This is a genomic window from Bradyrhizobium sp. UFLA05-109 (assembly GCF_054185165.1).
This window is the reverse complement of the sequence record NZ_JBBIAR010000016.1, coordinates 21590-47422: the sequence shown is the minus strand read 5'-3', so window position 1 is coordinate 47422 and position 25833 is coordinate 21590. Positions and strand designations below refer to the sequence as shown.

General features: G+C 57.8%; 19 protein-coding genes. 3 read left to right on the top strand and 16 right to left on the bottom strand.

The window, feature by feature from the left end:
- Positions 1-13 precede the first annotated feature (13 nt).
- The 4 genes from Q3C01_RS14025 to Q3C01_RS14010 all read right to left on the bottom strand — a co-directional run bounded on the left by Q3C01_RS14025 (position 14) and on the right by Q3C01_RS14010 (position 5140).
- Complete coding sequence (locus tag Q3C01_RS14025; RefSeq protein ID WP_458145910.1) at positions 14-1129, bottom strand: efflux RND transporter periplasmic adaptor subunit; 1116 nt, start codon at positions 1127-1129, stop codon at positions 14-16.
- Positions 1126-2631 (bottom strand): efflux transporter outer membrane subunit, encoded by a 1506-nt coding sequence (locus tag Q3C01_RS14020; protein ID WP_458145909.1) that lies wholly within the window; start codon positions 2629-2631, stop codon positions 1126-1128. Before Q3C01_RS14020 ends, Q3C01_RS14025 begins: the two co-directional genes overlap by 4 nt.
- A 483-nt stretch (positions 2632-3114) precedes the next feature.
- A complete protein-coding gene (locus Q3C01_RS14015; protein WP_458145908.1) occupies positions 3115-3804 on the bottom strand; it encodes a TetR/AcrR family transcriptional regulator in 690 nt (229 codons plus the stop codon).
- A 631-nt stretch (positions 3805-4435) separates the two neighbouring features.
- On the bottom strand, positions 4436-5140 hold the full coding sequence (locus Q3C01_RS14010) for a lytic polysaccharide monooxygenase (RefSeq protein ID WP_458145907.1): 705 nt from the start codon (positions 5138-5140) through the stop codon (positions 4436-4438).
- Positions 5141-6029: 889 nt separating this feature from the next.
- Here Q3C01_RS14010 and Q3C01_RS14005 point away from each other — a divergent pair.
- The gene (locus Q3C01_RS14005; RefSeq protein ID WP_458145984.1) at positions 6030-7067 is read left to right on the top strand and encodes a cytochrome-c peroxidase; all 1038 of its coding nucleotides are present in this window, start codon (positions 6030-6032) and stop codon (positions 7065-7067) included.
- A gap of 250 nt (positions 7068-7317) precedes the next feature.
- Positions 7318-7479 carry a hypothetical protein gene (locus Q3C01_RS14000; RefSeq protein WP_458145906.1) on the top strand — a complete coding sequence of 54 codons (162 nt, stop codon included), beginning with the start codon at positions 7318-7320 and terminating at the stop codon, positions 7477-7479.
- A gap of 520 nt (positions 7480-7999) precedes the next feature.
- Here the strand turns inward: Q3C01_RS14000 and Q3C01_RS13995 are convergent.
- The 12 genes from Q3C01_RS13995 to bioB form a co-directional block, all read right to left on the bottom strand.
- Positions 8000-8203: a hypothetical protein gene (locus tag Q3C01_RS13995; RefSeq protein ID WP_458145905.1), complete on the bottom strand. Its 204-nt coding sequence runs from the start codon at positions 8201-8203 to the stop codon at positions 8000-8002.
- 2078 nt (positions 8204-10281) lie between these two features.
- Positions 10282-11136 (bottom strand): pantoate--beta-alanine ligase, encoded by an 855-nt coding sequence (panC, locus tag Q3C01_RS13990; RefSeq protein ID WP_458145904.1) that lies wholly within the window; start codon positions 11134-11136, stop codon positions 10282-10284.
- A gap of 9 nt (positions 11137-11145) precedes the next feature.
- Positions 11146-12024: a 3-methyl-2-oxobutanoate hydroxymethyltransferase gene (gene panB / locus Q3C01_RS13985; RefSeq protein ID WP_458145903.1), complete on the bottom strand. Its 879-nt coding sequence runs from the start codon at positions 12022-12024 to the stop codon at positions 11146-11148.
- A gap of 1879 nt (positions 12025-13903) precedes the next feature.
- On the bottom strand, positions 13904-15412 hold the full coding sequence (locus Q3C01_RS13980) for a porin (protein ID WP_458145902.1): 1509 nt from the start codon (positions 15410-15412) through the stop codon (positions 13904-13906).
- 595 nt (positions 15413-16007) lie between these two features.
- The gene (locus tag Q3C01_RS13975) at positions 16008-16820 is read right to left on the bottom strand and encodes a Crp/Fnr family transcriptional regulator (protein WP_458145901.1); all 813 of its coding nucleotides are present in this window, start codon (positions 16818-16820) and stop codon (positions 16008-16010) included.
- A 580-nt stretch (positions 16821-17400) separates the two neighbouring features.
- Positions 17401-17706, bottom strand: coding sequence for a hypothetical protein (locus Q3C01_RS13970; protein WP_458145900.1), 306 nt, complete (start codon positions 17704-17706; stop codon positions 17401-17403).
- A gap of 66 nt (positions 17707-17772) precedes the next feature.
- Complete coding sequence (locus Q3C01_RS13965; RefSeq protein ID WP_458145899.1) at positions 17773-19848, bottom strand: methyl-accepting chemotaxis protein; 2076 nt, start codon at positions 19846-19848, stop codon at positions 17773-17775.
- A gap of 540 nt (positions 19849-20388) precedes the next feature.
- Positions 20389-21672, bottom strand: coding sequence for an adenosylmethionine--8-amino-7-oxononanoate transaminase (locus Q3C01_RS13960; RefSeq protein ID WP_458145898.1), 1284 nt, complete (start codon positions 21670-21672; stop codon positions 20389-20391).
- Complete coding sequence (bioD, locus tag Q3C01_RS13955; protein ID WP_458145897.1) at positions 21659-22303, bottom strand: dethiobiotin synthase; 645 nt, start codon at positions 22301-22303, stop codon at positions 21659-21661. Before bioD ends, Q3C01_RS13960 begins: the two co-directional genes overlap by 14 nt.
- A complete protein-coding gene (locus tag Q3C01_RS13950; RefSeq protein ID WP_458145896.1) occupies positions 22300-23454 on the bottom strand; it encodes an 8-amino-7-oxononanoate synthase in 1155 nt (384 codons plus the stop codon). The genes bioD and Q3C01_RS13950 overlap by 4 nt, the downstream gene beginning before the upstream one ends.
- Positions 23455-23534: 80 nt before the next feature.
- Positions 23535-23888 (bottom strand): aspartate 1-decarboxylase, encoded by a 354-nt coding sequence (panD, locus tag Q3C01_RS13945; protein WP_458145895.1) that lies wholly within the window; start codon positions 23886-23888, stop codon positions 23535-23537.
- A gap of 51 nt (positions 23889-23939) precedes the next feature.
- Entirely contained in the window at positions 23940-24935 is a 996-nt protein-coding gene (gene bioB / locus Q3C01_RS13940; protein WP_458145894.1) for a biotin synthase BioB, read from the bottom strand.
- 112 nt (positions 24936-25047) lie between these two features.
- Here bioB and Q3C01_RS13935 point away from each other — a divergent pair, with 112 nt between their 5' ends.
- Entirely contained in the window at positions 25048-25680 is a 633-nt protein-coding gene (locus Q3C01_RS13935; RefSeq protein WP_458145893.1) for a GntR family transcriptional regulator, read from the top strand.
- Positions 25681-25833 lie beyond the last annotated feature (153 nt).

The window sequence follows — 25833 nt, the reverse complement described above, 5'->3', positions numbered from 1 at the left end:
CTTATCCCGGCGTTCACTGGTCGACGACTGTCGGCGCCACTTCAGCGATCGGAACGTGAGAATTGTCGATTTTTACGGGACTGCCGTTGCGAAGCTTGATCTGGCCCGCGATCACGACGGTCTCCCCGGGCTTGATGCCGTCAGTCACGGCGATGCGGTCGCCCTTGGCCGGCTTGGTCTTGACGAACATCTGCCGCGCGGCGCCCTGCCCGTCGTGGAGACCGTCCACGAGATAGACCAGGTCGCCATAGGCGTTGCTGACGATCGACGTGAGCGGAACAGTGACGATCTCTTCCGGCTTACCGATATCTATCTCGACCTTGGCGAACATGCCCGGGAGGAGACGGGCCGGATTGTTTCGGATCGTCGCCCGGACCTGGATATTGCGGCTTGCGCTATCGACCTTGGCGTTGATCGCCGAGATCCGGCCCCAGAAGCGTTCGCCGGGGAAAGCATCCACAGTCGCGGTGACGTCCTGACCAATGACGATCGAAGCCAGCGCCTGCTGCGGCAGAAAGAAATCGACGTAGATCGGATCGAGACTCTGCAATGTGACGATGGCCGTGCCCGCGCTCAAGAATTGGCCGATATCGACGGCGCGAATCCCAAGCCGCCCGGCGAACGGCGCCTTGAGCGTCTTTTGCTCGACGATGGCCCTCTGCTGCTCGACCAGGGCTCTGGCATTCTTCAGATTGGCTTTGTCGCTGTCGAGCGTGGCCTGACTGACAGCGTTGAACTTGATCTGCTCCTCGTCGCGTTTAACTATAATCGCGTAGTTCTCGGCGGTAGCCTGCAGCGACTGCAGCTTGGCGACGTCGTCGGTTGCGACGAGCTGGAGCAAGGGCTGGCCTTCAGTCACCTCGTCGCCGGAAGAGAACTGGATAGTCTGTACAATCCCGGAAGCCTGCAGCGCGAGATCGGCGCCGTTCACCGCGCGCAGCGAGCCGACGGAGGACAGGGTCGATCGCCATGGCGCTGTTACCGCGACCACGGCTGACACGGTCTGCAGCGGATTCGTCGTGGCGCCGATCGCCTTTCTGATCATCATGTCCTTGAAGGTCTGAAAGCCGTAGAGGCCGGCGAACAGGACCGCCATCACGACGAGCATGATCGTCATGCGCTTGATCATCGCATTGCTTCCTGCGTTGAGCGGTTGGGACCCGCGAAATAACCGGGATTGGCGCGAGGCAGAGCATCGACCGTCAGGTCGGCTCTGTTCCACCATCCGCCGCCGAGCGACTGGAACAGCGCGGCGGTGTCGGCAAAGCGCGCCGCCTGCGCCTTGATGCGCAATATCCGCGCGTTGAGATAGGATTGCTGAGCCGTGATGACGTTGGCGTAAGGGACCGCGCCGGTCTTGAACTGCTCGATTGACATCGAAAGGCTGTCGGATGCTGCTTTCTCCGCTTCGGCCTGCGCCTTCAGCGTCGCCGCGTCGTACTGAATCGCGCGCAGCGAGTCCGCGACATTCTGGAACGCCGTGATCACGGTGCTCTTGTAGGCCGCCATATCCTGCTCGAAGAGCGCGACGTCGGCTTCCTTGGTGTGATAGAGCGTGCCGCCGTCGATCAGCTTCTGCGTGATGGTGGAGGTCGCGTCCCAGGCGATCGTTCCGGGGGAAAACAGCCTGCCCGTTCCGCTCGCACCATAGCTGCCGGACAGCGTGATCTGCGGCAAAAGATTCGCAATACCGACACCGACGGTCGCGGTCGCCTGATGCAGCGTCGCCTCGGCCTGGCGGATGTCCGGACGCTGACGAACGAGCTCCGACGGCAACGATACCGGAAGCCTTCCAGGCAAACGCAGTTCGGCGAGCGTCACATGCTCGCCGCGATCTTCGCTGGGCAGCCGACCGAGATAGGCCATCAACTGATTGCGCTGCTGGGCGAGCTGCTTCTGTAGCGGCGGCAGCGTCGCCTTGGCTTGCGCAAGCGTCGATTCCTGCGACAGCACATCGGACTTGGAGACCGCCCCGATCTCGAACTGGCGCTGGATGCGCGCCAGCTGATCTGTCTCTGCCTTGACAATCTCCTCGGTCGCTGAGATCTGGTCGCGCAGCGAGGCCTCAGTGATCGCCGCCGTAATCACGTTAGCGGTCAGCGAAAGATAAGTCGCCTCCAGTTTGAACGCCTGGTAGTCGACTTGGGCCTCGAGCGCCTCGACTTGCCGGCGCGTGCCGCCCCAGAGATCGAGCGCGTAGGAGACGCTGACGGAGGTATTGAAGAGCTTGTAGAGCGGGCCCTGCTCGCGCGCGGCCGAGCCCGTCCCGGTCACTTGCGGAAACAAGGCGCCCTGCTCGGCGAGTGCGGTCTCTCGGGCGACGCGCAGGGCGAATTCGGCAGACTGAATATCGGGATGGTTGCGAACGGCTTCTTCAACGAATGCTGTGAGCTTGCGCGAATGAAAGTGCCCCCACCAGTCGCCTGAGATGTCGCCTCCCGGCGAGAACACTTGCGAATTGCCCCCAGGCGTTTTGGTGCTGTCGGTCGAGGCAAGGTGAGGCTCTCGTGTGTAGCGGTCAACCGCCGGGGCATTGGGCGCAACGAAGTTCGGTCCGACCGCGCAAGAGGCGAGCAAAAAAGCAGGCGCGACGACGCCCGCCAAATGGCGAACGCGTCCGAGCCGCGACATGACGGGACAACGTGCAATCCTGCGCTTTTCGCTGCGCCGTGCTGCCACAAAATATTCGTAATTAGCCAAAGCCGACATTCTCTCCCGACGCCAGAATATAGAACCGTACGGTTCAGTACCGATATTGCGCGCAGAGATCTCTGTCAACTAACCGTACCGTGCGGTTCTATTTTTGGAGCAGCATCATTCCGCACGGGGCGCAACTGCCGGATCTGATCCGGCAGTGGTCATATTAAAGGGCTTATCTTCCTGGTGAGTCAGCCCCGAAAGCCGAAAACCCATAAAGTCTGGAAATCAAATGCAATATTTGGCTGCAAAGTCGTCGATTTGCGGACGCAACATTGTCGGGCCACCCCTTTGCTGCGTGGCTTGCGTCGGGGCATCAATGACTTCGCAAGACCTTTCCAGTGTGACGGTCAGGAGAACCGCGCACGACCGGACGGTAGTGAGTACCCGCCAGAGATGGGGTGACTGCGTGGATCGCTATCGACCGGGCTCGCCGGTGCGGCAGGCCGCGAGAAAGAACGAAACGCTCTCCGTCACATGGCCACGGATGTTTGCCCTAAGCCGCTTGGGATCTTCGCCGAACACCGCCCGCATCACCAGCGGCGCGACGACGAGATCCAGGAAGAACTGCGCCGTTCTGGTCAGCCGCTCCGGAGCGAAGGCGGCATACGCCCTACCCTGCCTCGAGCCGGTCACGTCTCTCAAGACGCTAGCCGCGTGATGAGTGCCGCGTTCGCGCATCATTCGCTCCACCTTGGCTAGATCAGGGAACCGGCGCGCCTCAGTAGCCGCCAGACGAATGAAATCGACACTATCGGCGGTCAGCACGTGCTTGAGTATCTCGCTCCCAAGGACCGTCAAACGCTCCTCGATCGTATCGCCCGTGGACACCGCGCTTTCGTATCCTTCCTGCACCTTCTGCGCGTTACGCATCGCGATCGCAGCGAACAAAGCCTCTTTGGTGGAAAAACGGGTATATATCGTTGCCTTGCTTGCACGGGCAAGGCGCGCAATTTCCCCGACGCTGACCCCGGCGAGCCCCCGTGCGAGAAACAACTCACGCGCTGCGCTGAGGATTCGCTCGTCCACTTCGGCGGCCAACTCCTTCGGAGGGCGACCAACGCGGACAGCCTTCTGCGGAGCCTTGCTCTTCTGTCCCGTTTTCATTCATCCACCTTAACTTCTCGAAAGGGCCTCCTGGGACAGAAATGCCCTGCCCGTGCAGTGGTTTAGCCGGCGCCACGAAGGAAGTAAATAGAACTGATCGGTACACATTTCCTGACCTTGGCCCGCCTGCATTCCAATGGTCAATCAGGGCATCAGCCGCCGCCGCACCTAGCCTCAGAAGTCAACTTTGAACTGGGACGCATTTTACATGCCCTTCTCAGTCGAAGGCTAGGCCGCCAGCAGTGGGTTTCTGAGCGCCGATCGTGCTTCCCGCCTGCCCATCTTCTGGGGGAATCGCCATTCTCGAAGCGCGCTACTCACCATGCGTGCGACAAGCCTCTTCGTCGCGTAGCAAACGTTTCGCTAGATGTGCTCGGATAAGTACGATTCTGCTTGCGAGTGGCGCGAACTAGCCCTGATGTGGAGGAAGAGGCGCACGAAATTGAACAAAGACGAGGCGTAAGACATTCCAAGATCAAGGCCTGACTATAACCAGCGCGCGCCGTCGAAGTCGAAAACAATCAGCCTCATTCGGCGTTTCCTTTGCTAAACCGGCTACTGTCTGTGGAGGATCTCTGCCGGTTGGCCAAGCGCCCGCCGCATTTGGCGGGCGAGATCCGCCTATGCCCCTTCAATCGGAGCCACTGGTGCTCGACGATTTTCGTTCCTCGAACGTAGCGTCGACGACCTGATAGAATGCCATCGGGCTATTGGCGAGTTCCCACACAGCCAAAATCACTTGGTAGCCGGTGCGCTTTGGTAGCTCGCATATGTGCACAGTGGGCGCCTTTGGCATCAGGTTGGCATTTGGATCCCAAAACGGCTGGCCGCTATTCTGGACTGTGCAAAATGGCTTCACTTCGAACTGCGCGCGCGTGAGCCGAGAGGACGAATTCCAGTCCGCCCGTGTGATGAAATAGTTCCAACGCCGTGTCAGGTGAGGTGCACCGTACTCCCACTTGAACTTCTGCTTCGCGCCGGAGTGTAACCTAATCTTCTCCCAGCGCGTCGGCGTCTGCTCATCAAGCAAAGGCACATCGCCGCGCACGCTGCTGCCGGCAATGTGCTCGTCCTCTGGCGGCGCCGCGTTCTGCACATCAGTCGGCGCGATCGGATCTAGCAGACCGCCCTTAGTGGCAGGGAAGAACTTGCCGCCCTCCATCGCGTTTGCCCTCCACAGATCAATTGGACAGTCTTTATTCCTGTGCTCGGCACAGAGAACGACGCGTGAGGCTGGCTCAGTAAGCCGACCTTGCGCGTGCACGCTCGCAACAACGAGCGGCAATGCCGCCCCGCCAAAGAGCGCACTGGACCAGCGGTGAAATGCGCATCTCATCGTTTACCTCATAGCTGTCGGATGGGCATTTGAAGAAAGTCCGCCAAGCCGAGGCAGATGTCTGCCGTCAGACGACCCAGCCCCGCAGGTGGTTGCGGGACAGAGGGGTGCTAGGTGGCGCTCGCCATCCCTGCTGCGCCTTCGGCGCGCACGTTGCGATTGCGAGGGGAGTCTGGCGAGCGGCACCCAACTCTCTCGTACCGCAAGGATTTTTCGGGGACGACGCGTCTGCTGGCCAATGGAGCTGTACGGCGGTGGCGGGATGATTATTTCAAGCAACTTCGCCTTCGACATTAGAAACCTTTTCATCCGGTCTTGTTCAGCCTTCATCAGGATTCAGCTCGCGCGTGAAGAGCGCCGTGAATGTAGCAGCCACAAGCAGCTGGCGCTTCCAAGACGCGCGCCACCAACCGTCCGGGCCTTCAGGAAGCTAATCTTTTCGAGGTGCGAGATCCCCGGCTTCATCTCGCCGACACCTGACAGACATGATAGGACCAAAGCCACTCACCTGCTGACGCGATAGCGGCGCGCGCGAAGAACCCGGCAAGGCTTCAATCCGCGGGACCTGATCAATGATGCGGCGTCTGTGACATCGACTGGATCCAATTGGGCAAGGTTGAACCTGAACTCGCGAGACAGGTGACTGTCACGGGTATTCCTGCAATTGACGTGCCGCTTTGCTCCTCCTCGAAGCGCGGCGAAACCGTATAATTCGTGTTGCGCCGCTGCCAACGTGTCGCGAAGGCGACATTGAGCAGGCAAACACGACACCTGCTTACTCGCAAGGACTGGCTCATTTTCTGCATGCTTACGAGCGACCATGTCGTGGGCGCGCTCCTGAAAAACTATTCTCCGGTAGCGTCGCCGAAAGAAGCGGAAGTCTCACGTGATGCGAAAGGTATCTATTGCTACCGTTCTAGTGCTCGTCTCATCCCATGCCATTGCGAATGACGACTTGATGAGGGCGGCCAGACAGATCTTCAAGCCGATCCCCTCTGCTATCCCCGCGATCAAGGACAATCCCGTCACTATGGAGAAAGCCGAGCTCGGCAAAATGCTATTTTTCGACCCTCGCCTCTCGGCAAGCGGGATCATTAGCTGCAACACGTGCCATAACCTCGGCACTGGCGGCGTCGACGTTGGGCCGACCTCGGTTGGTCACGGCTGGCAAAAGGGGGCGCGTCGAGCGCCAACCGTCTGCAATTCGGTATTCAATGTCGCGCAATTCTGGGACGGACGCGCGCCGGATCTCAAGGCGCAAGCAAAGGGACCCGTTCAGGCGAGCGTCGAAATGAATGCGACCCCGGACCGCGTGACGAGCACGTTGAACTCGATGGACGGTTATGTCGCTAAGTTTAAGCAAGCTTTCCCGAAGGATACATCGCCGGTCACCTTCGACAATTTCGCCAAAGCGATCGAGGCTTTTGAGGCCACTCTCACGACACCGGCGGCTCCGTTCGACCGATACCTGAATGGCGATGCCAGCGCTCTTGATGATCAGCAAAAGGCGGGACTAAAGCTGTTCATGGACAAAGGATGCGCCTCTTGCCATAAGGGAATCAACATTGGCGGCCAGGATTTTTTCCCGTTTGGTGTGATCCAAAAGCCAGATATCAAACTGCTTCCTACGGCCGACAAGGGACGGGTCGCAGCCACCAATGCCCCCAGCGACGAATACGTGTTTCGTGTCGCCCCTTTGCGCAACGTTGCCTTGCGAGCTCCCTACTTCCATTCGGGTCAAGTTTGGACTCTCAAGGAAGCCGTAGGAATCATGAGCGAAGTACAGCTGGGCGCCGAGCTCAGCGAGAAGGAGAACAACGATATTGTTGCGTTTCTTAATTCACTGAACGGGCGCCTACCCAAGATCGAATATCCGATACTGCCAACCCGCACAAAGGAGACGCCGCCACCGTCCGTAGGCAGATAGCATCATTCTTCTCCAAACGGGGAGGCGCACACAGCAAATGGACTACGATTTCAGGTCATCCCTCTCTACGGTCTACTTGCGGCGCCGCTGCTGCGTTTACGGCGGCCGCGAGTCCGAATGCCGTCCAGGTCATCAAAGTCGCTGTCTCTAAGAATCGCGGGCCGTCCCTATCCCGGCCGGCGGACGCACTGGATCATGGTGAAGAACATGCAGCATCCCGCCATCGACCGTGAGCCGTCACGGAGGTCAGATGACGACGGTCATTAAAAATCTGCTCGCCCGAAAGCAGCAGCTGATTGAGCAACTCGATTCGACTATAGGCGCTAAGCAGCGCGAGAAGATCGAGCATCAACTTGAGCAAATCAACACCGCGCTCGATCTTCTCGATCGGCCTAAGCAGCCGAGTGAGTGAGAACGCGAGACCAACGCCCGGCGCGACCTTGAAAGGGGAACGTTTTGGTTCTCAAGCAAGCTCTAACTCTGGCAGGCTTTAACTCTGGATGGTGTCCGCCGTGCCTCAGCGTTAGAATCGTTTCTGCTAACGGGCGATACGTTGTTCGCTCTCACTGGCATCGCGTTCAGCCATCGACTGCAACTAGCAGTTCCAGAATTAACTTCCAGCGGCGACATCAAGCTTAATGCAAGGGTTTGCTTGCGATAGTACTGCAGGGCGTTAGGCTCCTCGCACCGAACATTGCCCCGTCCGGGTCCACCCAAGGCGAAGTCGTCGCGCCAATATACTCGGCGCGGCGCTTCGTTTGATCGGAAAGCGTCATCGTAGCGTAAGCTGCTGTCCCAACTTTGTATGCCCGCCTCTGGATCACCTCGCTCGCGCTAATCGTCGCTGGCTTAGCCCGCACGGGCGCGTAGGCTGTGAACCGAGATAGCCGACGCCAAGTTGCTCGCCTCCACTGAACGGACGGCCCGGCGCGTCACTCCGGTGCGATCGTCGCAAGTCCAGCCTCTATGACTGCGATTTCTTGGCTTACTTGCGCGACGGCTCGTGCTGGATCGATGCCTGTGACGCTGGTTAGTTGCCTCAGCAACTCCCGCCGATGCGCAAGAAGTCCCTCCAGCGCGCCACGATCATTTAGTCTGACATAGCCGTTGACGATCAACTCAACTGAATGCGACATCTATCTCTCAAATAAACAATTGACCTGAATTGGCCAATATAATTGCTCGCCCAGCTGCATGCAGCATCCCAATAGCAAAAACCTTGATCGGTAAGACTAATGAGCAATGCTCCTTGCAGCCTTACATTAACCGCGCCCATCCTGGCGGTGGTCGCGAAGGTGCCGATGTCTCGCGTAACCGGCGTCTTCGTGGCAAGGGGCCGCCGCCTCCAGAAGCGGCGGCCCCACCCACCATGAGCGAACAATGCCAGAGCGGCTGCCATATAACAGAAACACGCCACTATACCATTTGCGTCTTTTTCAGAGGCGCTGGCATAGGCCTCAATGGAAGGACGCACCATCCGTCCCGCAGATGGTGCTTGCCGCGCAAGACGTCGCTTGGACCGAGCTCAAAACAAGCTCGGACCGAATTGCGGTCGAGGTCTTGCCTCCCGCGCGCTCACTCAAGCTCCAAACCAGTTAACTCTGCACTCACCACCGGTCGGGCGCGGTCCCGCGACTCCTCCGAGCTCAAGTCAAAGGAGGTCTCTTGGACCTAGAGGGTTCGATAGGACGCCCACCGTATTGATCCATGACATTGTGGCGACCCCGACCTCAAGCCAACATGAAGCGGCAGTCAGCAAGGCCTCGAGTCCAACAGGAACGAGATTTTGCGTATCGCGCCTAAAGACGGCTTGCGGCACAAGGTAAGGGAACGCGATGCCTGTTAGGTGACGGCGTCGATAGCAATCGTAGTCGCAATATCGCCCCTCCGTTCGCACATCTCGCACGTAACCGGGACCTAAGGACCGAGAACATCCGCTGCAGGTTCTATCGCCGTGCGGGGTCCTGTGATTCACGAGGATGAATTTCATAGTCTGCGCCCGTTAGCGGTCTTCCATCCGGCCAGAGATATTGTCAGCGATCCCAGCGTTCGAAATAGCGCCGATCTGGATTCAGAGCCGGTCTGGATGGATATTTAAGGTCGTTTTGCAGCAACGAATGTCTATGATCCGCCATCGCTACTGGGACACCTGTAAAAGAAGAACGCGGTCTCCCTGTGACACTCCCTCTCAGGTGCTAGGCCGCTCGCAACCAGCTAAGCCATTTGTGATCGGCCTCCCGCCGAACCTTGAAGCGGTCGACGCATTTCTTGGAACAAAGAGCCGTTCGCCAGCAGTAGTAGCGGATTAGACCGAACCTTCCACCGCAGATCGCACAGCTTCTTTCTGAACCACGCTCTGAATTATGCGAGCTGTTTCGCATTCTCGCCTCCTGTCGGCGTTGCCTGGATGGTCCTCGCTTTGCGCGCAGCACTATGCTGCGTACGCCACGCGCGACTTGGCCCGATCGCCAAGCTTTCCGGCTTGTACGGATACCGTGCGCAATCGCTTGATGTGCACCGATTTTGACGAAGCAACCGCTCCATTGGGAGGGCTTCGCCGATCGCTGAATATAAGCGTCATTCAATCTTGATTAGTGCAATCAATAGCGAGAAGGAGCCTAAATCCTGCGTCCAATCGCCGATACTCGACGATTTTTAACGAGATCGACCGAGAACATGCATCTCACAGCATTGACTTCGAACTAGCGCTGCCTTCGCCCGCCAAAGGGCGGCAAACCATTCGTCTCGAACTGTTCGATCAGCATGATCACTGCAGGCCGAACGAGATAGTGCCTTTGTAGCAGGCTTGGCTAAGGCGAGGCGTTTCGCTTTCCTGAGAAAAGTGGACGATACGGCGGATCAACTTTGGTCCGCGGGATGCCTTTGCGGCATTTCCGTAAAACATGATGCAGAAAGAGCGAGATTGCGGGCGGGAGAGAAATCACCGCCATAAAAAGCGACAAGACCGGCCGAATTGGGGGCTTGCGAGGCAGAGTACCTTCAGCCGTTCATAGATTGCTTGCAACAGTTGGCCTGCACATTGGCGAGCAGAAAACAGTATGACCGCCCCTCAATTGGCCGCCTGCTTCATAATATGCTTGATGTTGTGACGCTCGAACTTAAGCTCGCCGGTGAGCATCGCAGCACCTTGATCGCCCACTTTTATCCCGAGCTGTCGGGCTCCGATGACACCAGTCGAGCCTGTTCGCTCGTACTAGGGGCTCGCCTGCGGCTTAAGGATGACGTTATCGATCAGCCGGGTCGAGCCGACATAGGCCGCGGCGCACAGGGCAGCAGGATTGCTCAAAGGATTCGAGGCAGGCTCAAGCGTGTCGGCATCGACGAGCTCAAGATACTGCAGCCGGTCGACTTCATCCAAATGCTGCCTGGCGATTGCGATAAGCTTCTCGCATTCGCGTTCGCCTGCGTGAAATTCGGCCTCCGCTGCGAACAGACCGCGACTGATCGCAAGAGCCCGCCGGCGCTCTTCTTTATTGAGATAGCGATTGCGGCTGCTCATGGCGAGCCTGTCCGGCTCCCGAACGGTTGGCACGGTGACGATCTCGATGGGAAGATTAAGATCAATTGCCATGCGGCGTACGACCGCGCATTGCTGGAAATCCTTTTGTCCGAAGAACGCGACATTCGGCTGCACCATGCTGAACAGCTTACAGACGACGGTTGCGACACCGCGAAAGTGTCCAGGTCTGAAAGCCCCGCACAAGGGTTTTGCGAGTTTGCCGGGTTCGATGAAGGTCTCGAACTGAGCCGGATAGATCTCCCCTGCATCCGGAGCAAAAACAATGGTCACGCCGGCATCGCGACACAGGCTCTCATCCCGCAGAAAGGAACGCGGATAGGTGCTGAGATCTTCCTTCGGCCCGAACTGAGTGGGATTGACGAAGATGCTTACAACCGTCACGTCGCATTGCGCACGACTCGCCTCGACCAATGCCAGATGACCGTCGTGCAGGTATCCCATTGTCGGAACGAAGCCGACACGCTTGTGTGAACTGCGAGCTTTTGCGAGAGCGGCACGTAGCTCGGCGACCGTCGTAACTGTTTGCATGTTGGAGCTTTATCTCAGGTTTGGATTGGAAGGCACCCAGCTTGCGATAGCGTCGCTCAAGCCTTCGGGAAGCCGATAACACTCTTGTTGAGTCGGGAATGCACCATTGCGGACATCTGCGGCCCAGCGTGACAGCGCCTCCTGCAATAGCTGAAAACCCTCGACATAAGTGCGAACGAATTTTGGCCGATGGCTTTCAGTCAGGCCAAGCACGTCGTGGAACACAAGTACCTGGCCCGAACAACTGGGGCCAGCGCCAATTCCAATCGTCGGGATGGCCAGGGTCTCGGTTGCCCGGGCTGCCAGTTCTGCTGGGATACCTTCCAGGACGATAGCAAAACATCCGGCCTCCTGCAGAAGGTGGGCGCCGTCGAGCAACCGCAAGGCATCATCGGCGTTCCGACCTTGCACCTTGAAACCACCCATAACATTGACGCTCTGCGGGGTCAGGCCGAGATGGCCCATCACTGGAATCTCGCACTCGACCAAGGCGCGTACCGTTTCGGTACGCTTGGCCCCACCCTCGAGTTTCACTGCGTCGGCCCCACGTTGCAGGAAGCCTCCGGCGTTCCGGATCGTCTCCTCGGGGCTGAGGTGAAAGCTAAGGAAGGGCATGTCGGCTACAAGCAAGGCTCGAGGTCTTGTCCGCGACACGGCTTCGAGATGATGGTTCAGCATCGCCACGCTGACCGGCAGCGTATTATCGAATCCGAGGCAGACATTGCCAACGCTATCCCCGACAAGGATAATGTCGACAATAGGGTCAGCGATCCGCGCCGCGACCGCGTCGTAAGCGGTGGTCATTGCGACACGCCGCCCTTCGCCCTTCCACCGCTGCAGCACTGGAATCGTGACGCGTTCAACAGGCGGGTCCGAAATGTGGCTCATCTTAAGTTCGATCCGTTAGCCGACCCACATAGCCAGAGTCGTGGTTTGGTAGGGAAGGCACAAACTGTCAATGTCTGCCTGAAACAACAAACGTGCACCTCAAAAGTCAAGAACAGATGCGCTGAAACATCCAATGATTGCGCGACCATCAAAGGAAGATTCCTGACCGCAAGGGAAACAGCGCCCGTTCTGTGGCGGTGCGCGTCGCCGGACAGAAAGGAAGCCGGTTGCGTCCTCATTGTTACGGCGGGATTTCGCCAAGGCGTTAGCTCGGAGCCGAGGCATCTCGCCTCATCATACGAATCCCAGGCTCGAGGTCGATGCTTCTGGCCTTCGTGCGCAGGAGGCGTAGACGACGGCTTTTGCGTACGGGACGTTGCCAGGGCCGGCGTGGAGGGATTTACATAGGAACATGCGTCGGCATGGGATCCCTCAGTGGCCTTCACGTGTCAACTGGTGCCGGCGTGAACAATTCGCTCGCAGACAACCCGGCGCGCCGCGCTTACTGACACCAATCGTCGACCCGTCCTAATTCTCAGCCGCTGCTTCCCTTAGAATGTCCCTGTCCAGCGCGCCTAGCCCCCGTCGAGACAGCCTCCAGCCGGAAACCTCCAAATAGGCGCCTCTCTAAGCGTGCGTAAAAGGCCTGGACATGAATACCAGCCCAGGCCACACGCCGAGCGCACGGCCACCACCAAAGCGAACTGTACCTCGGCTACTTAGTCGGCGCATGGCTGCGTAGCACGTTGGCTTTGCGCTTGACCGACTTGCGCGGTTGATCACCACGTTCCACATTGCCAGAACTGCAAGATGCTGCAGTTCGTTCAGGGGTCGTGCAAGCACCTCAGTGAGATCGAAGTGATGCATGGCCCTTCCATTTGACTTTGCACCCCGTCGCTGGCCTGTCGGGTGAAGCGTCATCGAGGTCTTCTTCGATGACCCCGGCCGCATATAACTGATCGAGCAGGTCGGCGACTGCAAGTACGCTCGTTCAGTCTGTTGTGACCTGCATAACCAGCTCCGAGGCTGTGCAGTTGCCGCACGCGATTAGCTGGCCAATGGAAATCGGAGCAACGTCGTCGGGCACCGGTGCTCGTTACGTGAGCGAAGATGGAAGTGCCGGTTGCCTGGTTTGTTTTGCTGGTTCCTGCGGAAGCCGATGGGCAGGTCGGGGGCTGTTCTATCGAGCATATGTTGGTCGATCACTCTGCAGTCCCTTCCGAAACTCGTCGGGCGTCCTAAAAAGCTTTCGCCTTTGAAGCGCCCCGTCGAGAGGCCACAGAACCAGCAACCGACGCTGCAACCTTCCTCAGCTCGAAAGCGATAATCGGGTGCGTGACCGACGGCGCCGATCCGCGACCGAGATAACAACAACAATTAGAACGACCGCGGCAAAGCCGCATCTTGGCCTGATGGCATCATCTCACCCCTGAAGAGGTTTGCTTTCATCATAGCGCTGTGTCAGTTTGCGACATGGCTTATCTCCGTGCCTTTGCTCAACGTTGCCGATCGACCGGTCCCGCTTTAACAAGCGATCGGAATGACGCTGTAAACAAAGCAAGCTGCATGCCGATTTTTACGCGTTATCTGACGGTAGCGTGGCAACTTCCCTACATTTGGAACCAACAATCTACCCACCACGCGAACTTGATGCAGAATCCGAGCTAGCTATTTCGACGTCGCTGGGACGAAAGGTCCCGCGCTTCGCGGCTGAAGGTCAACTCAGTAAGCGGCAGAACTACGCCCACGAGTGATCACAAAGCATCCTCGGCGACCTCTCATTTGTAAAAGGCTCCCGACGGGCATGCCGGGAGCCTTCTTTGGAGGTCACACTCAGGTAAAGAGCCGCTTCTTCGCTATCTTGTTCTGATAGAAAGGTTTACCAATTGCGCTGAGCGCGGAGCAGCAGCGTGAGGGCGCCTCGGTCCTTCAGCTCGTACACAGCCGCGGGCTTTGCAATACCCGGCTGCGCCGGCAGCGTCACGGTGCTTCCGCTCGCGTATTTCTGATCCACGATATTGTACGCGAGTTCGGCGCCGAAGGTCAGATTCTTGACCGGGGTCCAACTGATGTATGTACCGGCCACCGCAAAGTTGAAGTCAGGGTTACAACCGGCAGGGCCGCTCGAGAGCGCGAGGCCTGTGACGAACGCGCCGCAAATGTAGCGTTGGGCTGTACTGTTATAGCGCACCGCGCCCCAACCACCGAAGATGCTGGTATGCCAGTATTGATTCCAATTGTGATTGAAGGCACCGTTGAAGCCATATGTCGTGGACAACTCCTGGCCTGCACCTGCAACGAACACAGAGTCAGCGATACCAGCAATTCCTATGCTCTGGTAGGCGCCCGTCAAATTCGTACCACCGTACCTCGCGAAGTTCGTCGACATATAGTCGTTGAAGACGTAACGGCTTGCACCGTTCGCGTAGACGCCTGTCACGTTGACCGAGTCTCCCGGCCCGGTTGGCAGGTTCTTGATCGACAATGCCAGCTGACCCGCCCAGCCCCATTTATCGCTGGGATATCCGGTAACCTCTGTGGCACCATAGTAGGCAGGGTGGTTATCGTGGGCCGCGAGCGACGCCTGGAAGAGGCCCCAAGACTGGTCAACACGAAGCGACGCGATAAGGTCTGGAGCTCGCGTACCGCCAATGTCGTTGGCGCCGTACACGCCGGTGGCGAGACCTGCAGCCGTGGCTGCGCTCACGTTCCAGATGTTGGTTGTGTCATGTATAGTTTGATCTTGCGCAGAAAATGAAGCCGTGATGCCTTGACCGAAGTCAGCGGTATAGGACACTTGGTTCACGGGATCCCACCCGCTACTGCCGGGCAGTTCGGTGTAGTTTCCGGGATACTCGCCCCAGGGCGTAGAGAACTGCGATATCGTCCGACCAAAGGTGAAACCCGCGAACTGGATGAAGGCGAAATAGAGGCCGAGCGAAGCACCACTCGAGTTATAAGTCGTACCGCCACCAGTGAGACCAGTACCAGTACCGGTACCGTTATAACCGCCAGATGTCAAAGTGAACCACACCTCGGTGTAAGTGCGAAGCAGTCCATACTCGGTCGCGGTACGCGTGTCGACGCCCAAGATTGTGCGGACGCGACTCGTATAGTAGTTGCTGAGACGGTTCCGTGCGGCTCCCACCCCGTTGTCTGGGGGATTGTAAGCACTGTTAGTGTTGAAGGTCGTGTCGGCACGCGCATAGCCGCTGAGCTTCATGCAGGTATCAGTACCCGGAACGTAGTAGAAGCCCGCGCCATATAGTGAGCATACCTTCACGTATTCGATTGCCTTCGCCTTGACGGGCAGATCAGCAGCCCGTGCTCCGCCAACGGCAATCAGACCCGCGGCCGAACTGACCAAAAGGCTCTTCGCCACCTTCATAATAGTCCCCTCCAAAAGTGGCCGCTCAATCCTTAAAGAGACTAGCCACGTTCGCCCCCAATCATTCTCGACCTACAAGGGCCTACCTCAAACGCCGACTGACAAATCAGCAAACGTCGCGGTGCGGACCATCCCGCTCTCGCATCATTACGGTGACAGATTGCGTTAGTTATCGTAGTGCAAACTCTGTACGAAACGGACAAACTCCGCGAAGCTTGGGCAAGTGTTGCAATTGCGTCATAAAGCTCCTGTTCGCACCGAGAGCAAACAACATTTGGTACGTCGAGCTACCTACCAAGCCGCGATCGTAAGTACGAGCGACTTCACTAGGCCGGCAACCGGAGTGCTTATGGTCGATTGCATCTGCGCACGCAGGCTATAGGAAGACCGAGCTTGCTCGCCTGCTTTCCGCTAAGGAAGCTCCCGATCTCATTCGTCGGTGGTCCAATAGCGTTGCGACCATGCCGAGGACTCTTTCCGATCAACAGCTCATCGCCCAAGAAGATCGTGTTCGCGCAGCCAAAACAGCACATTGCGCTTGTGGCGCCCCAGCGGAAACCTCCAAGACGCTTCGGGGTAACCGTCTCCGACTTTTTTAGGGGGATGAGGCACCGATCGAGGGCTCAGCTGAGGTATAAGCGCTCGAAATGAGCTTATAGCAGCTACATGCCCTTTCCTCGAGCCTCTTGCGTTGCTCGATCTGCACAACGCCTCGTGTCTTGCGAATTAGCCCTTGTTCTTCGAATCGGCTTAAAGTCTCGGTTACCCCGGCGCGCCGCAAGGCCAAGACATACGATAGATAGTCGTGGGTGACGGGAAGTACACCGGCGTCAAATGCGTCACTCGCCAAACAAAGCCAAGTCGCGAGACGTTTTTTTCGATCATGCCGAACGCCGCACAATCCTGCCTGAGCGCATTGCAAACTTAGCGCTTGAATGTACCAGGACAGGTGGTTATCGATCTCGGGATGCTCCTTCATCAGCTGACGCAGATCTTTAACTCGGATCCTGTACGCGTTGCCGGGAAAGAGCACAACGGATTGATGCGTCGAAAGATGGGCCCCAAGCAAGACTGAAGCGCCGACCGCTCCCCGATGTCCTATCACTGCCGTTTCAAAAACGGTTTTCGCGGCGACAACCCTCAATGAGACGAGCCCAGACTCGACAAAATAGACGTGATCAACGTTCGTCTTCGGCCCTTGCAAAATCATCCGTTCCCGTAAGGCTACCGGCTCAAGACACGTTCGCATTGCCGCGAGATCTTCAACGGAAATTCTGGTCAGAATCGCATTCTTGATAGGGAGGGATAGATTAACACCCAAGGTCGGATGCTGGATCTGAAATCGTTTGCGCTGTGCCTCTTTGGATCTAGCAAGCCCTTCGAGGACAGCGGGCGCGTGGTCGGTCATGGTTCGGTCCGTCTGTCGCCGATCGGATTTCTGCTGGGTCAACCCCGTTTCGACGGTGTAACTGCAAACAGTAGCGCCCTCGCGATCTTGTTTAGTGCGATGCCTTGCTAACTGACGCTTAAATCCTGCGTCAGCCGATCATTTTTGACGGTTTTCGACTAAACGGCCACAAAACAAAAAGCGCTCGCATGAGCCCTCGACGATTGGGGCAAGATCGTCGGGATGCGAAACGATTGTCTCCTATGTCGCGCAACGATCTGGAAGAGAAGTCCCGCCTCAGAACGCCGCTAACAATGGTTCTGAGCTCACGCTTGGGATTGAGGAACAGATCATTGGCCACGGGTGAGGAACTATTGGTGAGGCGGCTTCGGTCGACCGCTGGCCCGGAGTCGCGAACTCTTTTCTCATCCGATCGAAGCTCGCCGTCTGCCAAAGAGCCTATTGGCGGCCTGATCGATCATTGGCGCAAAAAGCAGGTTTCGATTAGCCCCTCGCGCGAGCTCCAGGCCGAAGAAGCCGACTAAGTGAGCAGGGCTTATGACGAGCTTTAGGCCGCCAGCAAAGCTCCGGCGGCCCTAGTTTACGCGCTCTGCCGTTCGTCAGAATAGAGCCGAGTGGGTCCGTATTCCGCAACGATCCACTTGCTCGTCGTGATGGTGCCGCCCATTTCGTTCTCGGTTGCCAACCGGGCTGCTTCGAGCCTGGCCTCGGCAACGGCCAAAGCATCAAATGTGCCCACCAACGTTGTGTTCGGCAGTCGATACCACACGTTGTTCACGCCTAGGATCCACAATTTCCAGCCCTGCGCAGCTGCTTGCTTCAAGAAAGTGAGATGCGGATCCGGATTGGTCTCCTTCAAATCATATGACGCAAGATAGGCGGGCATTCTCTTGAAATCCCCTGTGAGAAAAATAATCGTACCGTCAGACAGTTCTACAGGAATTTCAAATGATCACGACCTGACCCCGGCGAGAAAGCCATCGACTTCGAGTTTGAGACGATGACTGCTTTGAGCCAATGAATTTGCAGAGGTCAGCACCTGCGAGGATGACGCGCCTGTGCTCGAAGCGCTCAATGCAACCCGCCGAATGTTGCTGGCAACCTGCGTCGACATTTCTGCTGCATGTTGGATATTCTGCGCAATATCCTTGGTTGCGGTACCCTGCGCTTCGATCGCAGCAGCAATCGTCGATGCGATTTGCGAGATTCTGCCGATGCTGCTGCCGATCTCCGTGATGGCGCGGACCGACTCCTCCGTGGCTGCCTGGATATCTGCGATTTGCTCTCCAATTTCCGAGGTCGCCTTGGCTGTCTGTGTTGCCAGCGATTTTACCTCGTGCGCCACGACGGCAAAGCCGCGACCGGCCCTGCCAGTGCGTGCAGCCTCGATCGTTGCGTTAAGAGCCAAAAGGTCTGTTTGCCTGGCAATTGCGGCGATGAGATTAACCACGCCTCCAACCTTTATCGCAGCCGCCGACAGGTGCTTTATCCTTAGGTCGGTTTCTTCGGCCTGACGCACGGCGTTTCTTGCGATTTCTGCAGATTGCTCGACCTGGCGCCTGACCTCCGTAGCAGAGGTGATCATCTCGGCAGTACGTGCAGATACAATCTGAACATTGCCTGAAGCTTCCTCCGAAGCGGAAGCGACCTTGTCAGAGACCTCCTGCGTATTATGCGCCGTGTCCGTCAGACTACTAGCGGACGCCTCCAGCTCGGTCGAGGCGGACGACAGTGTGTCGATGACGCCGCTTACTGCATTTTCAAAGGTCATGGCGAGCTTCTCAAGCTCCGCCTTCCGTCGCATTTCCGCCAAGCGATCCTGTTCCCGATTCGCTACAAACTCGTCTTGCGCCTTTTCTCTCAATTTAAGCTTGAACGATTCCATAGCTCTCGCCATCTCACCAATCTCGTCCGATCGGCCAAGTCCGGGCAGAGTCACCTCGAATTGCCCAGCCGCCAGCTGGCGCATCGCCTTTGTCATGCGAGTGATCAGCCGAGCCATGCCCTGGCCGACAAAAATCGCAATGAAGCCGATGGCAAGTGTGGCAAGCCCAATTCCCCAGCCCAACGCCTGGCGGATTCGCGAGGCACGCTCTTTCGCCGCGGCAGAGCTGGCATCAGCTGCAGCAATCGCTTTCAACAGGAGAGGATGATTGCGACCGTAGATCTGCCCGAGATCGTCAACCTGGTCATCCAATGCCTGTTGGGCAACCATGAAAGCCACGAACCTAGCTCGGTAAGAGTCAATGAGCGTCTTCAGTTCCACTTTGGTGGCTTGCGCCAACTCGGAAGACGCCAGTGCGGTTCCGAAGTCGGCGACCCGCGTGTCCAGTTCAACGCCGTACTTCTCGTCACGCCGCAGCATGAAATCTTTTTCATGCCGCAGCATCATCAGCATCAACACGCTTAGCTGCGGTTGATTGAGCTGAGCAATTCGTGATTCGGCCTGATGCACGGCATCGCGCAGCTTGCCCTGGAGGCCATCATTCTGGGCGAACCCGAGCACGCGCTGCGCTGAAACGATGTTGTTGAATCGCGTTGCGTAAAGGCCAATGCCGGCACGCAGGAATGATACGTCCTTCAGAGGATCCCCCTCAGGCAAGGAGGCAACATACTCCTCGATCTGATCGAGGTCGCCAAGCGCCTTCCTAATGCCTTGGGCGTGCCGCGTGATCAACGCTTCATCGTGCTTACGCAGAAACTCAAGCGCAAGCTGTTGCGATTCAAGGAAGGCTTCTGAAAGCGCCGCCAGGTGAGCGCGAAGATGGATGCTCTGGTCTGCCTCGCGCTGCGCCTGCGCAACATAGTTGAGCCCCACGATGCAAGTCGCCCCTGTGACGAGCACGCCCACCATTCCAAGCATGGCAATCTTGGTTCGCAAGCTTGGCCGAAGTCGACGAAGAATTGGCAACACGAGCCATTTTGCAGTCATTGAGGCGCGCATCAAACTGCCAATCAATCCGCGATCATTTTTGGCGCATTGCTGATCGGCACGCTCAAGACGCAAGCTCGGGGAGATGCCGATCATTCGCTAGCCCTCATTCGGGTTTGTTAGACAAGGTTGACGAAGAGACCGAGATCAATCGGGGTCCCGTGGCGGGAGCGGCGGGGCGGTTTACTTTGCGTTCTTTGCCCCTCGCCGGCTCTCTGTGCGGTAGGGCCGCCTGCTGGCCGATTGTCGAGAGTCCAAATGACGGTTACGACGTCGGCATATCATCTCTTCTAGCTGCAGACTCGCGCCAGAGGCGGCCGCGGGCGCACAAATTGAGCGATCTTTGGCGCAATTACGCAGGATACATACCGGCACGATCGACATCACTATCTCGCCAGGTCGCCCAGGGACGTTGCATCTCGCCAGACTCGCTTGGGCAGGCGACAAGCGCCCATCATGGAGATAGGTGTCCTATCAAGCACGAACCCAAGGCGGTCAAACAGTTTCGCAGTCGCCGCCACGCTTTATTGTCGCAAGCGAAGGTATACAGGATGGGGTTCGGATGCATGGCGATGGCGGAACTGCCTCAGGTCTTTGCCGAAGCTTAATCTAAGGCTGAGGTTCGGCTCCCGGCATCTATGCACGCAAAGCGTCCCTTTGAACCAGCGCATCGGCGGCATCTTTGACGCCAGCATAGATTTCATCAAGATCTGCTGCTGTCGTACAATACGGCGGCATCACGTAGATCGTATTGCCGAGCGGCCGCAGCAGCAGATTTCGCTTTCTAAAGAAGGCGTGAAGCTTCGGACCCATGTCCGCCAGATAGCCCGCATCGCTCGTCTTCAGATCGAGCGCTGTAATCGTACCGGTTTGACGAACGTTTCCGAAACGCGCATCGGCGCGGAATGGCTCAATTGCTTGTTCTTGCATCGCGGCGATCGCCGCCACGCGTTGGCGAGTTTCGGGATCTTGCCAGAGGTCCAGATTGGCTCTTGCGGCCGCACAGGCCACCGGATTTGCGGTATAGGAGCTCGAATGAAAGAACGTGCGCGTCCGATCTTTCGAATAGTGGGCATCAAAAATATCGGCGCGGCAGAGCGTCACCGCGAGGGGAAGCGCTCCGCCCGTAATTCCTTTGGAATAACAGACGATATCGGGTGTGACATTGGCCTGCTCGCACGCGAAGAGCGTTCCAGTACGGCCCCAGCCCGTCATGACCTCATCGGCGATGAACAGGACGTCCGATGCCTCGCAGATCCGCTTCATCTCTCTGAGCACCCAGGCTGGATACATCAGCATTCCGCCGGCCCCCAAAATCAGAGGCTCCACAATAAAAGCTGCCGGAATTTCGTTTCGACATGCAGACTCAAGGGCGTCGAGCGTATCCTGCTCTCGACCTGTTGTGGGAAACGGGACTGAGGTCACGTCAAACAACAAAGGCCCGTACGCCTCGTTGAACACGCCCCGAGCGCCAACCGACATCCCGCCCACCGTGTCGCCGTGATAGGAATGTTGCATCACGACAATGCGTATTCGCTGCTCTCCGATATTATGCCAATAGCCGAGTGCCATTTTGAGGGCCACTTCCACGCTGGCTGAGCCGCTGTCGGAAAAGAAGACATGCTCAAGCCCGGGGGGCGCGCATTTGAGGAGTTGTGCCGCAACTTCCTCAGCAGGATCGTGGGTATGCCCGGCAAAGATGACCTGATTGAGCTTGGTTGCCTGTTCCTGAATCGCGCGCACGATATAGGGATGACAATGACCATGCGTCACCACCCACCAGGATGAGATTGCATCGATGATACGGCGACCGTCGGCGGTGTGAAGATAGGCACCATTCCCCCGAACAACCCTCGTCATCTCGTCTTGAAGAGCGTGTTGCGTGAACGGATGCCAGATCGGAGATTTATTCTTTGGCATACAACTTGAAACTATCTGCCCGGAATGAGGTTTTGAATGTGGCCTGCAGCGTGTCCGCGGTAAGGGGCGAGAGCCATGGCAATCGTCCCAGCCAACGCACCCGGCCCATCTCGCGGATGACGGTCTGAGTCTCGGCATTTCTTTCGCCAATGAAGGCCATGCCGAGAATGGGGATCTCACGCTTTCGGAGAGCCTCTATCGAGAGTAGCGAGTGATTGATGGTGCCCAGCGCTGTGCTCGCGCAAAGCACGACCGGAAGGCGCCATCGCTCGAACACATCAATGTAAAGTGTGTCGCCAGTCAGCGGCACCATCAGCCCGCCCGCGCCCTCGATAACCAATGGCGCCCCACCGGGGTCTGGCACATCCAGCGAATCCGCCTCGACGCGAACTCCATCAACCTCGGCGGAATAGTGGGGCGAGGCCGGTGTTCGAAGGCGGTAGCGCTCTGGCAAGATGCGGTCGGCCGACAAGCCGCCGAGCCGTGCGACAGTCTCGGTGTCGGTCTCTCCATCGAGGCCGGCCTGAATCGGCTTCCAATAATTCGCACCGAGAAGGTTCGCGAGTCCTGCGGAAAACACCGTCTTTCCGATTCCGGTATCTGTGCCGGTCACCACGATCCTTGGACTCATCGAAGTACACCCTCTTTCTCCTCGGCCAAGGCATCGAGCATTGCGCGCACATCATCTCCGGTGACGTTGAGTGTCAGCGAGATTCGCAAACGGGCCGTGCCCGCGGGCACGGTTGGGGGGCGGATTCCGCGTATGTCGAAGCCGCGAGCCTGCAGCGCTGAGGCAAGGCGCATCGCACGCGCGTTGTCGCCTACGATGTATGGTATGATCTGCGAGTCCGAAGGACTTTCCCACCCGCGGTGTTTCATCTGCTGGTGTGTGAACGCGACCAACTCGATGAGACGCTGCTGACGCTCGGGTTCCTGCTGCAGGATCAGAATCGCCTCTCGCACGGCGACTGCCGTCAAAGGCGAGGGGGCGGTGGCGAAGATGAATGGACGGCACCGATTGACCATGAAGTCTCGCAGAACGCCGGACGCCGTGACGAGCGCCCCCGCAGCGCCCAGCGCCTTGCCGCAAGTATGAACGACCAGGAGATTCTCTCGCCCCTCGTAAGGCGCAGTGAGCCCCCGCCCCTTCTCGCCGTAAACACCTGTGGCGTGGGCTTCATCCACCATCAGGAACGCATCATGCCGGTCAGCGAGCGCAACCAGTTCATAGAGCGGCGCAAAATCCCCGTCCATGCTGTAGAGACTTTCGGCAACGATCCAGATTCGACCCACTCCGCCATTTGCCCGCCAGTCACGAATCGTGTTTTCGACCGACTCCGGGTCGTTATGCGCGCTTATCCGAAATTCAGCGCGGCCAGCCCGCGCGCCTTCATGAATGCTCGCGTGCACCAGAGAATCCAAAACGAGCAGATCGCCTCTCTGCGGCACCGTTGTCAGAACTGCAAAATTTGCGACATAGCCGCCGCCAAAGAAGAGCGCTGTCTCGGCCCCAAAGAACCTGGCAGCTTCCGCTTCTAGACTTTCGTGCTCCTCGCAATTGCCGCGCAGGAGCCGCGACCCGCCGGCTCCGATCGGTGTGCCGGCCTCGATCGCTGCCAACACAGCCTTCTTCATGCGCGGCGCGCACGCGAGCGCCAAATAGTCGTTCGACGTGAAATCGATTCCTGCACGCGGATTGAGGCTGCGCAACCGATGATCTTCTTTCAGGAGGTTCAACGCCGAGGTATATCGGGTAGCTCTTCCCGCGTGGATTGAATTCATTCTGCACTCTGAGGGCATTGAAATTGCGCAAAATTCTGACCGGCGCGCAGTAAAACGGCTTCGCCTTGGCCGCTTGGTGATCAAACCGGCAAAATTTGATTTTCTCGATCAACCAACACAACACGCGGTCTGAATGTTTTTGCCTCCGCCTCGTCAAAGGAGGCATATGCAACGACGATAATTTTGTCTCCGGGGATCGCTAGCCGCGCCGCCGCACCATTCAGGCCTATGATGCCCGAACCCTGCGGGGCCTCGATCACATAGGTGGCGAAGCGCGCTCCGGTTTCGATGTTGTAGATTTCGACGCGCTCGTTGACGAGGAATTCTGCCGCGTCCAGCAGGGTACGATCAATCGAAATCGAGCCTTCATAGTGCAGATCGGCTTCGGTAACCGAGGCACGGTGAATTTTGCCCTTCATCAAGGTAATTCGCATTTCTCACCTAAGCTTAAGTAGCCTGCGACACAACTCCCTGCCCCGTTTGGTTCAGGCAAGCCCGGACGTGATGCCGAGCCTGCTCAGTAGGTTTGCGTCACGCTCGGCCTTCGGATTTTTCGTCGTCAACAGCACGTCCCCGATAAAAATTGAGTTTGCACCGGCCAAAAAGCACAGCGCTTGCAACTCGTCGGTCATGTCATGCCGTCCGGCGGACAACCGCACGACGCTCTTCGGCATCATGATTCGGGCAGTTGCGACCAGACGCACTAGCGCGATCGGATCGAGACCATCCGCGATGTCATTGACTGGAACCCCCTCGACCTCGTTCCAAAGATTGATCGGCACGCTTTCCGGGGGCTTTCGGAGATTGGCGAGCAGGACGAGCATGTCGAGACGGTCCTCAGCGCGCTCGCCCATGCCGATAATGCCGCCACAGCAAATCTTGATGCCCGCCTCGCGCACATGCTCAAGCGTGTCGATTCGGTCCTGCAGCGTGCGGGTCGTGATGATCCTGCCGTAGAACTCAGGCGATGTGTCGATGTTGTGATTGTAAAAGTCGAGCCCCGCCGCGGAAAGCTGTGCCGCCTGTTTCGGCGTTAGCATGCCGAGTGTGACGCAGGTTTCCATGCCAAGGTTTTTGACGGCGCTGACCATCTCGCAGACCCGATCGAGATCACGGTCTTTCGGAGTGCGCCAGGCCGCAGCCATGCAGAAGCGGGTTGCGCCAGCCTCCTTGGCACGCTGCGCGGTGGCGACCACATCGGCACGATCCATCAGGCGGGCCGCTTTCACCCCCGTCTCGTAGTGCGCGCTCTGCGCGCAGTAGCCGCAGTCTTCCGGGCAGCCACCCGTCTTGATACTGAGCAAACTTGCTGTTTCGACGTGGTTTGGATCGAAGTTATCGCGGTGAATGCTTTGCGCACGAAACATCAGCTCAGGGAACGGCAGACCATAGAGCGCTTCAGCCTCGCTACGTTTCCATTTTTCGCCGACCCGCTCGAGCTCACAGCTTCCGTTCCGGTCAAGTCCAACAGCAACATCCATTCCTCGAACCCATAATCATAGATAATCACGTAAATTATCTATCGTCATCGACATTGGATCGATGCTAGTCGATGTGCTATCGGTGCGCACCCATTTTTCCGATAGATAATCTATGATGAGTGAGAACAGGACGACTGCTGTACGCATCGCGGAGTCGATTGGTGAGCGCATTATCAATGGCGCACTGCAGCCGGATTCGCCGCTCCGGCAGGATCATGTCGCACGGGAATTCAATTCCAGTCACGTCCCGGTGCGGGAGGCTTTTCGACAATTGGAGGCCCAACATCTTGTCGTAAGTGCACCTCGCCGCGGCGTGCGGGTTGCTCCGCTCGACACGAATTCGGTGAAGGAGATCGCCGAGATGCGTGCAGCGCTCGAAGTGGTCGCGCTGCGCAATGCAGCTCCAAAGCTCTCATCGGTTCACCTGGCACGCATTGAACTTGCGCTGATTGAAGGCGACAGCGCTCAGACAATTGAGGATTTTGAGATGGCCAACCGGGCCTTTCATTACGCCCTGGTTGCGCCCTGCGCGATGCCTCGCCTGCTCGCCAGCCTTGACGAACTCCAGCTTGCAAATTCTCGGCTGGTATTCGCGATGGCACGGAACGCCGGCTGGCGTCCACGGTCCAACCAGGATCACCGGCTGATTCTGCAGGCCCTGCGATCGCGCAACCTCGACCTAGCCTGCAATCTGCTCACACGTCACATTCAGAGCATTGAGCGCCTGGCACTTTCCACCTCTTGATCAGGAAGACGCCTTTGTGAGCTTAGTTCAGACTGCGAGGCGTAACAGTGTCAAAAAACTCGATCATCGATCGGCGATGCAGCAGCGAAGCGTTGCAGAGATCTCGATCCCAAGCTAGTTATGCGCCCCATCTCTGATAGCACTCTCTAAGGC

Bases quoted from the DNA above. Each gene is read 5' to 3' on its own strand.
- Q3C01_RS14025 (WP_458145910.1), bottom strand. From the start codon at position 1,129: ATGATCAAGCGCATGACGATCATGCTCGTCGTGATGGCGGTCCTGTTC.
- Q3C01_RS14020 (WP_458145909.1), bottom strand. From the start codon at position 2,631: ATGTCGCGGCTCGGACGCGTTCGCCATTTGGCGGGCGTCGTCGCGCCT.
- Q3C01_RS14015 (WP_458145908.1), bottom strand. From the start codon at position 3,804: ATGAAAACGGGACAGAAGAGCAAGGCTCCGCAGAAGGCTGTCCGCGTT.
- Q3C01_RS14010 (WP_458145907.1), bottom strand. From the start codon at position 5,140: ATGAGATGCGCATTTCACCGCTGGTCCAGTGCGCTCTTTGGCGGGGCG.
- Q3C01_RS14005 (WP_458145984.1), top strand. From the start codon at position 6,030: ATGCGAAAGGTATCTATTGCTACCGTTCTAGTGCTCGTCTCATCCCAT.
- Q3C01_RS14000 (WP_458145906.1), top strand. From the start codon at position 7,318: ATGACGACGGTCATTAAAAATCTGCTCGCCCGAAAGCAGCAGCTGATT.
- Q3C01_RS13995 (WP_458145905.1), bottom strand. From the start codon at position 8,203: ATGTCGCATTCAGTTGAGTTGATCGTCAACGGCTATGTCAGACTAAAT.
- panC (WP_458145904.1), bottom strand. From the start codon at position 11,136: ATGCAAACAGTTACGACGGTCGCCGAGCTACGTGCCGCTCTCGCAAAA.
- panB (WP_458145903.1), bottom strand. From the start codon at position 12,024: ATGAGCCACATTTCGGACCCGCCTGTTGAACGCGTCACGATTCCAGTG.
- Q3C01_RS13980 (WP_458145902.1), bottom strand. From the start codon at position 15,412: ATGAAGGTGGCGAAGAGCCTTTTGGTCAGTTCGGCCGCGGGTCTGATT.
- Q3C01_RS13975 (WP_458145901.1), bottom strand. From the start codon at position 16,820: ATGACCGACCACGCGCCCGCTGTCCTCGAAGGGCTTGCTAGATCCAAA.
- Q3C01_RS13970 (WP_458145900.1), bottom strand. From the start codon at position 17,706: ATGCCCGCCTATCTTGCGTCATATGATTTGAAGGAGACCAATCCGGAT.
- Q3C01_RS13965 (WP_458145899.1), bottom strand. From the start codon at position 19,848: ATGATCGGCATCTCCCCGAGCTTGCGTCTTGAGCGTGCCGATCAGCAA.
- Q3C01_RS13960 (WP_458145898.1), bottom strand. From the start codon at position 21,672: ATGCCAAAGAATAAATCTCCGATCTGGCATCCGTTCACGCAACACGCT.
- bioD (WP_458145897.1), bottom strand. From the start codon at position 22,303: ATGAGTCCAAGGATCGTGGTGACCGGCACAGATACCGGAATCGGAAAG.
- Q3C01_RS13950 (WP_458145896.1), bottom strand. From the start codon at position 23,454: ATGAATTCAATCCACGCGGGAAGAGCTACCCGATATACCTCGGCGTTG.
- panD (WP_458145895.1), bottom strand. From the start codon at position 23,888: ATGCGAATTACCTTGATGAAGGGCAAAATTCACCGTGCCTCGGTTACC.
- bioB (WP_458145894.1), bottom strand. From the start codon at position 24,935: ATGGATGTTGCTGTTGGACTTGACCGGAACGGAAGCTGTGAGCTCGAG.
- Q3C01_RS13935 (WP_458145893.1), top strand. From the start codon at position 25,048: ATGATGAGTGAGAACAGGACGACTGCTGTACGCATCGCGGAGTCGATT.